Genomic DNA, 12,366 nt, shown 5'->3' with positions numbered 1-12,366 from the left:
GAGAAATGTTTAAAGAATATAAAGTGTTGAAAATTAAAAAAATATACTATCTTTGCGCCCTCATTAATAACAGAGGTCGAGAACCTCAAATAATTAATTATTATGCCTGTAAAAATTAGATTACAAAGACACGGTAAAAAAGGAAAACCTTTTTATTGGATTGTAGCGGCAGATGCTCGCGCAAAAAGAGATGGTAAATACCTAGAAAAATTAGGAATTTACAATCCAAACAACAACCCTGCAACTATCGAATTAGACGTAGATGGTGCAGTGCAATGGATGCAAAACGGAGCACAACCTACAGATACTGCGAGAGCAATTTTATCTTACAAAGGTGCAATGCTTAAAAAGCATTTAGCTGGTGGTGTTGCAAAAGGCGCTTTAACTGAAGAGCAAGCTGAAGAAAAATTTAAAGCTTGGTTAGAAGAGAAAAACGCTAAAGTTCAAGCAAAAACAGATGGCTTATCAAAAGCAGATGCAGATGCAAGAGCAAAAGCATTAGACGCTGAAAAAGCAGTAAATGAAGCACGTATAGCTGCAGCAACTCCTGAAGTTGTTGAAGAAGAAGTTGCCGAAGAAACTACAGCATCTAACGAAGAAGAATAAAAAATTAATTTTTATACTTTTAAACCCAGACTTTAAAGTCTGGGTTTTTTTGTGAAATAGTATTTTAACTTTTTAAAATACATGAATGAACAAATGCCGCTGAATGGCGGTATCTTCATAATTTAAACTATAACAAAATCCTGAATCAAGTTCAGGATGACAAATAAATTTGTCATGAAAAAAGAAGACTGTTTTTATTTAGGTAAAATTGTAAAAAAGTATAGTTTTAAAGGAGAACTTTTAGCAAAGTTAGATACTGACGAACCTGACTTATATGATAATCTCGAAGCTATATTTATTGATTTAAAAGGAAATTTAGTTCCTTTTTTCGTTGAATCATCTCAACTCCATAAATCTGATTTATTACGTTTAGATTTTGAAGATGTAGATAACGAAGCTGATGCAGATGCGCTTCTAAAATGCGATTTATATTTACCATTAGATTTTCTTCCAAAACTAGAAGGAAATAAATTTTACTTTCATGAAGTTATTGGTTTCACAATTAAGGATGATAGATTTGGAGATGTAGGAACAATAAAAGGTATTAACGATAGTACTGCGCAAGCCTTATTTGAAATCGACAGAAACGGTGTTGAAATATTAATCCCAATGAATGATGAGTTTATTATCAAAGTCGACAGAGAAAACAAAACAGTGTTTGTAAAAACTCCTGAAGGTTTAATCGATTTATATCTTGAAGATTAATGGGTATAAAACCTTTCAAATTCAAAGAATTTTCGATTAATCAAGACCGCTCCGCCATGAAAATTGGAACTGACGGTGTTCTACTTGGCGCATGGACATCTATCAGAAATCAACCATTTTCAATATTAGATATTGGTGCCGGAACAGGAATTTTATCCTTAATGTTAGCACAAAGAAGCAACGCACAAGTTATAGAAGCCATTGAAATTGACGATAATGCTTATGAGCAATGTGCCGATAATTTTGAAAATTCACCCTGGAGTGATAGATTATTTTGCTACCACGCCTCACTTTTAGAATACACTGAAGAAATTGAAGAGCAATACGATATCATTATTTGTAATCCTCCTTTTTATTCTGAAGATTATAAAACCGAGAAGATCTCTAGAGATTTGGCTCGATTTCAAGATGCAATGCCTTTTGAGCATTTAATTTTTTCTGTCTCTCAATTTTTAGCAGAAGGTGGTGTTTTTTCAGTCGTCATTCCGAACAAAGAAGAAGAGAAATTAGTTGAACTAGCATCAAAAGTGGGTTTATCTCCAAAACGAATACTGCATGTCAAAGGAAATCCTGAAGCTGAAGTAAAGCGAAGTTTAATCGAGTTTTCTTTTAATGATGAAGAATTAAAAACTTCGGAATTGATTATTGAAAACGACAGACATAATTACACCGAAGATTATATAAATCTTACTAAAGATTTTTATCTTAAAATGTAGTTTTCAAATTGGGCAATGAAAACGTTTTCGTTATTTTTGTTATTCAACTAAAATTGAAAACATGAAGCCAGATTTATTCGAATCTCCTGATTATTATAATCTTGACGAATTACTTACCGAAGAACATAAATTAGTACGTGATGCTGCTCGTGATTGGGTAAAACGTGACGTATCACCTATAATTGAAGAAGCTGCTCAAAAAGCAGAGTTCCCAAAATCTATTATTGGTGGTTTAGCAGAAATTGGTGCTTTTGGACCATATATCCCTGAAGAATATGGTGGTGCAGGATTAGACCAAATTTCTTATGGCTTAATCATGCAAGAAATTGAGCGTGGCGATTCTGGAGTAAGAAGTACAGCTTCTGTTCAGAGTTCATTAGTGATGTATCCTATTTGGAAATACGGAAATGAAGAACAACGTCAAAAATATTTACCAAAATTAGCCAGTGGTGAATGGATAGGTTCTTTTGGATTAACAGAGCCAGACCATGGAAGTAATCCTGGCGGCATGGTCACAAACTTTAAAGATATGGGAGATCATTTTCTTTTAAACGGTGCAAAAATGTGGATATCAAATTCTCCTTTTTGTAATGTTGCTGTAGTTTGGGCAAAAAATGAAGAAGGACGAATTCACGGTCTAATCGTAGAACGTGGTATGGAAGGTTTTTCAACACCAGAAACACATAACAAATGGTCACTAAGAGCATCTGCAACTGGTGAACTTATCTTTGATAATGTTAAAGTGCCAAAAGAAAACTTATTACCAAATAAATCTGGATTAGGCGCACCTCTTGGTTGTTTAGACTCTGCACGTTTTGGTATAGCTTGGGGTGCAATTGGTGCTGCAATGGACTGTTACGACACGGCTTTGAGATATAGTAAAGAACGTATTCAATTCGGTAAACCTATTGGACAATTTCAATTACAACAGAAAAAACTTGCTGAGATGATTACCGAAATAACAAAAGCACAATTATTGGCTTGGCGATTAGGAGTAATGCGCGAAAACGGTACTGCCACCTCAGCACAAATTTCAATGGCTAAGCGTAACAATGTTGATATGGCATTAACTATTGCTAGAGATGCCAGACAAATGTTAGGTGGTATGGGTATAAGTGGCGAATATTCTATTATGCGCCATATGATGAATCTCGAAAGTGTTGTTACTTACGAGGGAACTCATGACATTCATTTACTAATAACAGGGCTTGATGTAACTGGTCTTAATGCTTTTAAATAAAATTTATGAAAAAACTATTTATATCAATATTCGCAACAATTACATTTCTTTTTTCTGTAAACAGCCAAGAAAAAGATTTCGAAAAAGTTAGCATAGACAAGCTAATTTCTGAGACCCAATTCAGTAGCGACAATATGGATTATATAGAATTTGTATGGTGGGTACCAACTGAGTATTGGGAAGTTGTTTTCTCACAAGACCCAACTACTACTGATGCTCAGTCCCAAGAGATTATAAAAATAATAGAGGAATGAGGAATATGTGATTGTAATTGCTCTAAAGGGTAAAATCGGCATCTTTGGAGGCATAACCTATGACGATGAAGACACTATAAAGTCTCAACTTAGAGTAAAGTACAATAACAAATTGTTGAAGCTATTGAAAAATAATGAAATTGACCCTGATACTAAAAATTTCATAACTCTTATGAAACCTATGATAGCTGGTATGCTAGGAGAAATGGGAGATAATATGCAGTTTTACCTATTTAAACCAAATGAGCCTATAGACGTTTACAAGAAGGGTGAATTAGAGTTTGAATTAGGAGATTTTGTCTCAACAAATAATTTGCCATTAGGAAGTTTATTAGAAGAAAAAAAATGCCCTCAAACGAATAAGCTCCATAATGGAAAATGGAAATATTGTCCATTTCACGGAGGTGAACTGATTCAAAAAAAATAAAAAAAGCTTCCAATATGGAAGCTTTTTTTATTTACATTTAAACCTAATGTTTTCAGCAAAAAAAAGATTAAATAAAGCCTATAAGGAAGCAATACGACTTTCATTTAATGATGATTCTAAATACATATTATTTAGTGATTGTCATCGTGGAGATAATAGTTTTGCGGATGATTTTGCAAATAATCGAAATATTTACTTTCATGCCTTAAAGCATTATTACAATAAAGGTTTTAATTATGCTGAATTAGGCGATGGTGACGAGCTTTGGGAAAATCTTTCGTTTGAGTCTATACTAAACGCTCATAAAAATGTCTACATGCTCATGAAACAATTTCATGATGAAGGCAGATTACATATGATTTGGGGTAATCATGATATGGTATATCGTAATGAAAATTTCGTTAAGAAGCATCTAAATACTTATTTTGACCCAAAAACTGGTGAAAACAAAGATTTATTTTGTGGTATCATATACCATGAAGGCATCGTTTTAAAACATTCTGAAACTGGACAAGAATTATTTATGTGTCATGGACATCAAGCCGATTGGTGGAACTACATTTTCTGGAAATGGAGTCGTTTTATGGTTAGAGTGTTATGGAAGCCACTAAATGTAATGGGCATTGCTGACCCAACAAGTCCTGCAAAGAATTATAAGGAATTAATTAAAGTAGAGCGTCGAACAAAAAAATGGATTACCGAAAACAAAAATCTAATTACCATCGCTGGACATACGCATAGACCACGTTTTCCTGAACCTGGCGATATAGCTTTTTTTAATGATGGTAGTTGTGTACATCCTAGAAGTATTACTGGATTAGAAATTGAAAATGGCGCAATATCACTCGTCAAATGGCAAATAATTACAACTGAAGACGGAACACTTAAAATAGACAGATTTCTTTTGGAAGGTCCGACCAAATTAACTCAGTATAAAACAGAGTAGACTAACTCTCGGGAGCTAACTCAATCTCCAAACCCTCAAGTTCTGGAGTGATGTGAATTTGACAACCTAAACGCGAATTATCCTCTACGTAAAAAGCTTCTGAAAGCATGGCTTCTTCGTCATCTTGCATTTCTGGCAAATCATGACTAGATTTTACATAACATTGACATGAAGCACACATTGCCATACCGCCACAAACACCTATCGTTCCTTCTGGAGCAAGCTCGTAACTACGAACGACTTCCATAAGATTCATAGCCATGTCGGTAGGCGCTTCAATATTATGAGTTACACCGTCGCGATCTATTATTGTTATGTTTATGTCTTTGCTATCCACTAATCAATTGTTTTTACAACAGCTTTTGGAGCCTCTTTACGCGTACCGTCAAATCCATCTACGCCAGATACTGTTGTGTATTTTAACACAAAACGTTTGCCAGGATTAATAATCTGATACGCTGCTTGACACATTAACGTAGCTTCATGAAAACCGCAAAGAATTAATTTTAATTTTCCTGGATATATATTACCATCACCAATAGCAAAAATACCAGGGATATTTGTTTGATAATCTAAAGCGTTGTTTACTTTAATTGCATTTTTTTCTATCTCTAATCCCCAATTAGCAATTGGTCCCAGTTTTGGAGATAAGCCAAAAAGTGGAATGAAATGGTCGGTTTCTAATAGGATTGGTTCTTCTCCTTTTTTGGTAATTTCTAGAGCTTCAACTTTTTCACCACCAATAATTTTAGTGATTTCGGCTGGTGTAATTAGGTTAATTTTTCCTTGATTTTTTAATTCTTGTACTTTTTCAACAGAATCTAGATGCCCACGAAATTCATTACGTCTGTGAACGAGAGTGACACTTTTCGCAACATCAGCTAGAAAAATACTCCAATCTAAGGCCGAATCTCCACCACCAGCAATAACAACATTTTTATCGCGATACAATTCTGGCTCTTTGATAATATACTCTACACCTTTATCTTCGAAATCTGATATATTATCTAATAATGGTTTGCGAGGCTCAAAACTCCCTAAACCACTAGCGATAGCAACAATTGGTGCTTTGTGCTGTGTACCTTTGTTTGTAGTTACAATAAAAGAACCATCTTCTTGTTTGTCAATAGTTTCGGCACGTTCGCCTAGTGTAAAGCCAGGCTCGAATTGCTTACATTGTTCCATCAGCTTATCGGTCAAATCACCCGCTAAAATTTCTGGATAGGCTGGAATATCGTAAATGGGTTTTTTTGGATATATCTCAGAACACTGACCACCGGGTTGAGGCAATGCATCTATAAGATGACATTTCAACTTTAATAAACCTGCTTCAAAAACGGCAAAAAGCCCAGTTGGGCCAGCACCTATAATAATTATATCTGTAGTAATCATTGAATTATAATATTGAAAACAAAACTAATGCTATGCTTCTTTCTATAATGTGACTTTTATCACATTATCTATTCCACATTTATTACTTTTTCTATTTGAGGTGCATACTTTTTAATAGTCATTTCAACTCCAGATTTTAAGGTCATTTGGTTGACACTACAAGATATACAGGCACCTTGAAGCTGCACTTTTACTAATTTATCATCTTCGATTGATAGTAAAGAAATATCGCCGCCATCACTTTGAAGAAAAGGACGTATTTCGTCCAATGCTTTCTCTACATTTAATCTTAGTTCTTCTGTGCTCATCTATTTCTTTTTTACAGCAGAACAACCTGCCATTGTTGTGATTTTTATTGCTTCAGTTTCTGGTAAAGCTTCATTTCTATACACAACTTGTTCAACAATGCTTTTTGTTAATTCTTCGAAAGCCTCTTCAATAGGAGTAGCTGTTTGTAAAGCTGCAGGACGGCCAACATCTCCAGCTTCTCTAATACTTTGTACTAAAGGCACTTCCCCTAAGAAAGGTACATCTAAATCTTCTGCTAAATGCATTGCGCCTTCTTTTCCAAATATATAATATTTATTTTCTGGCAATTCAGCTGGAGTAAAATATGCCATGTTTTCAATAATTCCTAAAACAGGAACGTTAATACTGTCTTGCTGAAACATAGCAACTCCTTTTTTGGCATCTGCTAAGGCAACATTTTGTGGTGTACTAACGACAACAGCTCCTGTTATTGGCAGCGCTTGCATGATACTTAAATGAATATCTCCTGTTCCTGGAGGTAAATCTATAAGTAGAAAATCTAACTCACCCCAAGCAGCATCAAATATCATTTGATTTAATGCTTTACTTGCCATTGGTCCTCGCCAAATTACAGCTTGGTCTGCTTTAGTAAAGAAACCTATTGATAAGACTTTAACACCATAATTTTCTACAGGCTTCATTTTTGACTTTCCATCGACATTAACAGACAATGGCCTTTCCGAAGCGACATCGAACATTATTGGGATAGATGGCCCATAAATATCTGCGTCTAAAACACCAACTTTAAATCCCATTTTAGCTAAAGTCACTGCTAGATTTGAAGTTACTGTAGATTTACCAACGCCTCCTTTTCCAGAGGCTACTGCAACTATGTTAGAAATTCCCGGAATTGGTTTTCCTTTAATTTCGTCAGTTTGTTTTGCAGCTGCTTTTGGAGCTTCTACCTTTATGTTGACTTTTATTTTTGCTTTTTCGTAAACTTCGCGGTGGATGGTCTGAAGAATTTCAACTTCTGCTTTTTTACGCGCTTGAAGACTTGGATTTTTTATTGTCAAATCTACAATGACTTCATCCGCAAAAGTCATAACATTTGTTACGGCACCACTATCAACCATATTTTGACCTTCGCCAGGAACTGTGATAGTCTTCAGTGCATTAAATATATCTTGTTTGTTAAGCTTCACTTTTTATCTAGATTAATTCTAAATGCAAAGATAAGTATTAAAGCTTGAAGAATGAAGTGCTAGGCTTAAAGAAAATTATAGTTAAATAGACGGAATTAATAACTCTAATCTAAAGTTCTTTTGAGGGTTCCCAATAAATACTTTCTAAATTCTGAATTTGATTATCTATAACCTTAATGCCTTCATTTTCTAATAGCTGTTGCATAAGGTTGGTACCTTCAAAATGATGTTTACCTGCAAGTAAACCTTTTCGGTTTACCACACGATGTGCTGGGACATCTTTTCCTTGAGAATCATTCATTGCATAACCTACAATCCTCGCACTTCTGGCTGCGCCTAAATATTTTGCTATGGCACCATAACTTGTTACTCTTCCATAAGGAATTTGTCGAGCAACCTCGTAAACACGCTCAAAAAAGCCAAGTGTTTCTGGTTTCATCTATGTTTCTCTAAGAATATTAATAAATGTTACTAATGCAACCAAACCTGTAACACCACCTATGATATAGTTCATGTTCTTTTGCGAAGTAAATGCTTTATCTTTTATCTTATCAAAGAAGAAAATATAGACATAAAGCATTACAAATGTACCCATTGAAGCTCCTGTAACATAAGTTATAATACTTAATCTTTCGAAATCCATAATACCAAAAGATGCTAATGTAATAGTCATATATGCTTGATATGGAATTGGGAATACATTAAGTGCAGAAAGAAACATCCCGTAATAGAAACGCGTTTTTTTACTCTTAATTTCAGCTTCTACTATTTGATTAGCTTCATCTTTTTGCTTGGATGCAGAAATTAAAAAATATACGGTTATAAGTACAAAAATCACAAAGGCCACACGTTGCAATATCTCTACTACATCTGGTCTATTACTTAAATATCTCGAAAAAATTGCCGCAATATATGTTTGAACAAACACAACTAAACATACGCCTGTAGAAAACATTACGCCTCTACCTGCACCTTCTTTTAGACTTATTTTTGCAGCTGTCATGTTTAAAAGTCCTGGCGGAATTACTCCGATAAGCGCCACAAAAAGTCCAAGAAAAAAGACGATAGTAATACTCAAAAGCTAGTTGATTAGAAATCTAATATACGTAATTGGTTTGTCTTGCTCTAAATATTGACTTTCATAATACGTTTGTATCTCTGTAACTTCGGCTGGACTACCTTCTTGCTTGTATACATTATGATTTGCATATTGCACTTCATGTCCTGCACCGTGAAGTAAACCTAGTGTATAACCATGCATAAATTCGCTATCTGTTTTTAGGTGCATTATACCTGCTGGCTTAAGCACCTTTTTATAACGCTCCAAAAACTGAAGGTTAGTCATTCTGTGTTTAGTTCGTTGGTATTTAATTTGTGGGTCAGGAAAAGTAATCCAGATTTCATCAACTTCGTTTTCGGCAAACACATAATCAATAAGTTCAATTTGAGTTCTTATAAATTTAGCATTAGGTATATTTTCTTCTATTGCTGTTTTTGCACCTCGCCAAAAACGCGCACCTTTGATATCGATACCTATAAAATTTTTATTAGGATAACGCTTAGCTAGGCCAACAGTGTATTCACCTTTACCACAACCTAACTCTAATACTATTGGATTATCGTTCTTAAAAACAGCTGCATTCCAATTACCTTTTGGTTTAAAATCACCTTCTGTAAGCTCTTCTCTTAAAGGTTGAAATACGTTTTCGAACGTTTCGTTTTCTTTAAAGCGTTTTAATTTATTTTTACTTCCCACAGTTATTTAATCTTTTAGCAAAATTAAACAAAGATTTTAGGTTTACCTTTGTTTGGTGGGAAATCTGAAAAATATTGAGACTCTGAAATCAATTCAACCAAAGAAACGCATTTTAGTAGCACCGATACATTGGGGATTAGGTCACGCAACCCGATGTATTCCTATAATTGATGAGCTAATAAAACATGATTTTGAACCTGTTTTGGCTTCAGATGGAAATGCTTTAGAATTGCTGAAAAAAGAATTTCCAAACTTAAAATCTTTCGAATTACCTTCTTATAATATTTCTTATTCTGAAAAGAGCAATCGTTTGAGGTCAAAATTTTTAAAAGCCTCACCGCATATTCTTAAAACTATTAGAAGTGAAAAAAAATATGTTAAGCAATTGGTCGAGACTGAAAATATTGATGGTATAATTTCTGATAACCGTTTTGGAATTAGACATCATAAAATTCCATCAGTTTACATAACACATCAATTAAATGTTCTTAGTGGTAAAACGACTTGGCTGAGTAGTAAATGGCATCAAGATATAGTTAAAAGATTTGACGAATGTTGGGTGCCAGATTTTGAGGAAAAACCAAATCTTAGTGGTGATTTAGGCCATACTAAACGTATGCTTAACAATGTAAAATATATTGGGCCGATTAGCCGATTTAACAAGAAAAAAAATAAGAAAAATATTGATATTTTGGTCATCTTATCTGGCCCAGAACCTCAACGTACCCAACTTGAAAAAAAACTGCTTCTTGAACTTAGAGATAAAGAGGAAAACGTCGTATTTGTAAGAGGTATTATTGATAAAAAGCAGCAAATAACACAAGTCGAAAATCTTTCGATTTATAATTACATGACTAGCAAGGAACTTGAAGCTACTATTAACTCTAGTAAACTGATTGTTTCTCGTTCTGGCTACACATCAATAATGGATTTAGCAAAAATGCAGAAGAAAGCTATTTTCGTACCTACACCTGGGCAATTTGAACAGATTTATTTATCAGAACAACTAACTAAAAACCACATTGTTCCTTCTGTCAGACAAGAAACTCTTTCGTATACAGACTTAAAATGGAATACCGCTTACTCTGGGTTTAGTCAAATAAATTCTCAAACGAATTTTAAGAAATTATTTGACCTTTTCTAAAGTAAAAGAAAACTCACTACCAACACCAATTTCACTCTCGACATAAATTCTTTCATTGTGTGCTTCAATAATGTGTTTTACTATTGACAGACCTAAACCTGACCCGCCTTCTTTACGAGAACCACTTTTATCAACGCGATAAAAACGTTCAAAAAGTCGGGCAATGTGTTCTTTAGAAATGCCCTCACCATTATCAGTAACTCTAACAATGACTTTATTTTTTATAAGATTTTCGATACTTATTTCGGTTGTACCTCTTTCTAAACCATACTTAATAGAGTTTACTACTAAATTACTAAGGATTTGCTGAATACGGTCTTTATCTGCATTAACATAAATAGGATTAGGATAATCTGTATCAAATGTGAGTGTAATATTCTTTTTTAAAGCTTTCATCTCGTACAAATCAAATACATTTTGCACCAATTCTACAATATCAAACTCTTCGAAATCTAGACTTAAATCACCAACTTCGAGTTTGGTTATCATATCTAAATCTTTTAGTATATATGTTAATCGCTCAACACCTTTACTGGCACGACTCAAGTATTTTTTTCGGATTTTTTCGTCATCCATAGCACCATCCAAAAGTGTTTCGATATAGCCTTGAACTGTAAATAGTGGTGTCTTTAACTCGTGAGATACATTTCCTAAAAACTCTTTTCGATATTCTTCTCTAACTTTAAGTGTTTCTATTTCTATTTTTTTATCTCTGGCATATCTATCAATCTCTTTTGTAAGCGTAGACATATCTGTAGTTATAGGCTGCTGTCTTAAATCTGTAGATTCTAACAAAGTCAAATCATCATAAATTTTCTTGACACGTCGGTAAATAAAATGCTCGACTCTATACTGGATTACGATAAAGCAAATTGCATAGCAAGCAAATGGAAAGACTAAAAACTCTTTGTCTAAGGTATGGAAAAAGTATAAAAATAGCGCCATAAAAACCGTTGCAGATACCGTGATTAAGGCAGCAGTTTTTAGTGCAAACTTGTAAGATTTTTTTAAGGCCTTTTGCATTTAGTCAACAAACTTGTAACCAACACCTTTTACGGTTTTAAAAGATTTATCTCCGATTTTCTCGCGAAGTTTTCTGATATGTACATCAATGGTTCTTCCACCGACAACAACCTCATTTCCCCATACTTTATCAAGGATTTCTTCGCGCTTAAACACTTTACCTGGTTTGGTTGCCAATAAAGATAATAATTCAAACTCTTTTCGAGGTAAAATAATCTCTTCTCCTCTGTTTGTGATTTTGTATTCTTCTCTATTGATGACTAAGTTACCCACTTTTATAATTGCATCCGATGGATTATCGGACTCTTTCAAACGTCTTAGTAATGCTTTGACTTTACTAACCAATACTTTTGGTTTAATAGGCTTAGTGATATAATCATCTGCTCCTGCATCAAAACCTGCTACTTGTGAGTAATCCTCGCCTCTAGCTGTTAAGAAAGTAATGATGGCGTTACTTAAGTCAGGTATCCCTCTAAGTTTTTCGCATGCTTCAATACCATCCATTTCTGGCATCATCACATCTAGTATAATCAACTGCGGCTTATGCTTTTTAGCTTTTTCGATTGCCTCAACACCATTAGTAGCAGTGATTATCTGGTAACCTTCTGATGTTAGATTGTACCCGACTATTTCTAAAATATCGGCTTCGTCGTCAACCAATAAAATTTTAATATCTCTTTTTTTCAAAACAAAGTAGAATTAT

Annotated in this window: 17 protein-coding genes; 8 read left to right on the top strand and 9 right to left on the bottom strand. The window is 34.1% G+C overall.

Going from position 1 to position 12,366, the window contains the following annotated elements:
- The first annotated feature begins 102 nt into the window (after window positions 1-102).
- From BTO05_RS10505 to BTO05_RS10475, 7 genes are all read left to right on the top strand, one after another.
- Window positions 103-606: a 30S ribosomal protein S16 gene (locus BTO05_RS10505; RefSeq protein ID WP_087492619.1), complete on the top strand. Its 504-nt coding sequence runs from the start codon at window positions 103-105 to the stop codon at window positions 604-606.
- Window positions 607-780: 174 nt separating this feature from the next.
- Complete coding sequence (gene rimM / locus BTO05_RS10500) at window positions 781-1,311, top strand: ribosome maturation factor RimM (RefSeq protein WP_087492618.1); 531 nt, start codon at window positions 781-783, stop codon at window positions 1,309-1,311.
- Window positions 1,311-2,027 carry a tRNA1(Val) (adenine(37)-N6)-methyltransferase gene (locus tag BTO05_RS10495; RefSeq protein ID WP_087492617.1) on the top strand — a complete coding sequence of 239 codons (717 nt, stop codon included), beginning with the start codon at window positions 1,311-1,313 and terminating at the stop codon, window positions 2,025-2,027. The genes rimM and BTO05_RS10495 overlap by 1 nt, the downstream gene beginning before the upstream one ends.
- A 61-nt stretch (window positions 2,028-2,088) precedes the next feature.
- On the top strand, window positions 2,089-3,267 hold the full coding sequence (locus tag BTO05_RS10490; RefSeq protein ID WP_087492616.1) for an acyl-CoA dehydrogenase family protein: 1,179 nt from the start codon (window positions 2,089-2,091) through the stop codon (window positions 3,265-3,267).
- Window positions 3,268-3,272: 5 nt separating this feature from the next.
- Window positions 3,273-3,521 (top strand): hypothetical protein, encoded by a 249-nt coding sequence (locus BTO05_RS10485; protein WP_087492615.1) that lies wholly within the window; start codon window positions 3,273-3,275, stop codon window positions 3,519-3,521.
- 7 nt (window positions 3,522-3,528) lie between these two features.
- A complete protein-coding gene (locus BTO05_RS10480; protein WP_087492614.1) occupies window positions 3,529-3,948 on the top strand; it encodes a hypothetical protein in 420 nt (139 codons plus the stop codon).
- A gap of 46 nt (window positions 3,949-3,994) precedes the next feature.
- The gene (locus BTO05_RS10475; protein ID WP_087492613.1) at window positions 3,995-4,894 is read left to right on the top strand and encodes a metallophosphoesterase family protein; all 900 of its coding nucleotides are present in this window, start codon (window positions 3,995-3,997) and stop codon (window positions 4,892-4,894) included.
- A 1-nt stretch (window position 4,895) separates the two neighbouring features.
- Here BTO05_RS10475 and BTO05_RS10470 read toward each other — a convergent pair whose 3' ends face one another.
- From BTO05_RS10470 to trmB, 7 genes are all read right to left on the bottom strand, one after another.
- Window positions 4,896-5,231: a 2Fe-2S iron-sulfur cluster-binding protein gene (locus BTO05_RS10470; protein ID WP_087492612.1), complete on the bottom strand. Its 336-nt coding sequence runs from the start codon at window positions 5,229-5,231 to the stop codon at window positions 4,896-4,898.
- Window positions 5,231-6,286, bottom strand: coding sequence for an NAD(P)/FAD-dependent oxidoreductase (locus BTO05_RS10465; protein ID WP_087492611.1), 1,056 nt, complete (start codon window positions 6,284-6,286; stop codon window positions 5,231-5,233). The genes BTO05_RS10470 and BTO05_RS10465 overlap by 1 nt, the downstream gene beginning before the upstream one ends.
- Window positions 6,287-6,354: 68 nt before the next feature.
- Window positions 6,355-6,594 carry a NifU family protein gene (locus BTO05_RS10460; RefSeq protein WP_087492610.1) on the bottom strand — a complete coding sequence of 80 codons (240 nt, stop codon included), beginning with the start codon at window positions 6,592-6,594 and terminating at the stop codon, window positions 6,355-6,357.
- Window positions 6,595-7,740, bottom strand: a complete 1,146-nt coding sequence (locus BTO05_RS10455; RefSeq protein ID WP_087492609.1) for an Mrp/NBP35 family ATP-binding protein — start codon at window positions 7,738-7,740, stop codon at window positions 6,595-6,597.
- A gap of 109 nt (window positions 7,741-7,849) precedes the next feature.
- Window positions 7,850-8,179 (bottom strand): MGMT family protein, encoded by a 330-nt coding sequence (locus BTO05_RS10450; protein WP_087492608.1) that lies wholly within the window; start codon window positions 8,177-8,179, stop codon window positions 7,850-7,852.
- Window positions 8,180-8,818 (bottom strand): LysE family transporter, encoded by a 639-nt coding sequence (locus BTO05_RS10445; protein ID WP_087492607.1) that lies wholly within the window; start codon window positions 8,816-8,818, stop codon window positions 8,180-8,182.
- A gap of 3 nt (window positions 8,819-8,821) precedes the next feature.
- Window positions 8,822-9,496 carry a tRNA (guanosine(46)-N7)-methyltransferase TrmB gene (trmB, locus tag BTO05_RS10440; RefSeq protein ID WP_087492606.1) on the bottom strand — a complete coding sequence of 225 codons (675 nt, stop codon included), beginning with the start codon at window positions 9,494-9,496 and terminating at the stop codon, window positions 8,822-8,824.
- A gap of 55 nt (window positions 9,497-9,551) precedes the next feature.
- On the opposite strand from trmB, the gene BTO05_RS10435 reads away from it, so the two are divergent.
- Window positions 9,552-10,640 carry a glycosyltransferase gene (locus BTO05_RS10435; protein ID WP_232459731.1) on the top strand — a complete coding sequence of 363 codons (1,089 nt, stop codon included), beginning with the start codon at window positions 9,552-9,554 and terminating at the stop codon, window positions 10,638-10,640.
- Here the strand turns inward: BTO05_RS10435 and BTO05_RS10430 are convergent.
- Window positions 10,623-11,663, bottom strand: a complete 1,041-nt coding sequence (locus BTO05_RS10430) for a sensor histidine kinase (RefSeq protein WP_087492605.1) — start codon at window positions 11,661-11,663, stop codon at window positions 10,623-10,625. The genes BTO05_RS10435 and BTO05_RS10430 overlap by 18 nt on opposite strands.
- The gene (locus tag BTO05_RS10425) at window positions 11,664-12,350 is read right to left on the bottom strand and encodes a response regulator transcription factor (RefSeq protein ID WP_087492604.1); all 687 of its coding nucleotides are present in this window, start codon (window positions 12,348-12,350) and stop codon (window positions 11,664-11,666) included.
- Between the last annotated feature and the right edge of the window lie 16 nt (window positions 12,351-12,366).

Source organism: Winogradskyella sp. PC-19 (genome assembly GCF_002163855.1).
In the GTDB taxonomy this organism is placed as follows: domain Bacteria; phylum Bacteroidota; class Bacteroidia; order Flavobacteriales; family Flavobacteriaceae; genus Winogradskyella.
Note: the sequence above shows the minus strand (reverse complement) of the source record. Positions and strands in the feature narration are given on the sequence as shown.

What these genes read in the sequence shown, in the direction of transcription:
- BTO05_RS10505 (WP_087492619.1), top strand. Translation starts at nt 103, where the DNA reads ATGCCTGTAAAAATTAGATTACAAAGACACGGTAAAAAAGGAAAACCT.
- rimM (WP_087492618.1), top strand. Translation starts at nt 781, where the DNA reads ATGAAAAAAGAAGACTGTTTTTATTTAGGTAAAATTGTAAAAAAGTAT.
- BTO05_RS10495 (WP_087492617.1), top strand. Translation starts at nt 1,311, where the DNA reads ATGGGTATAAAACCTTTCAAATTCAAAGAATTTTCGATTAATCAAGAC.
- BTO05_RS10490 (WP_087492616.1), top strand. Translation starts at nt 2,089, where the DNA reads ATGAAGCCAGATTTATTCGAATCTCCTGATTATTATAATCTTGACGAA.
- BTO05_RS10485 (WP_087492615.1), top strand. Translation starts at nt 3,273, where the DNA reads ATGAAAAAACTATTTATATCAATATTCGCAACAATTACATTTCTTTTT.
- BTO05_RS10475 (WP_087492613.1), top strand. Translation starts at nt 3,995, where the DNA reads ATGTTTTCAGCAAAAAAAAGATTAAATAAAGCCTATAAGGAAGCAATA.
- BTO05_RS10465 (WP_087492611.1), bottom strand. Translation starts at nt 6,286, where the DNA reads ATGATTACTACAGATATAATTATTATAGGTGCTGGCCCAACTGGGCTT.
- BTO05_RS10460 (WP_087492610.1), bottom strand. Translation starts at nt 6,594, where the DNA reads ATGAGCACAGAAGAACTAAGATTAAATGTAGAGAAAGCATTGGACGAA.
- BTO05_RS10450 (WP_087492608.1), bottom strand. Translation starts at nt 8,179, where the DNA reads ATGAAACCAGAAACACTTGGCTTTTTTGAGCGTGTTTACGAGGTTGCT.
- BTO05_RS10430 (WP_087492605.1), bottom strand. Translation starts at nt 11,663, where the DNA reads ATGCAAAAGGCCTTAAAAAAATCTTACAAGTTTGCACTAAAAACTGCT.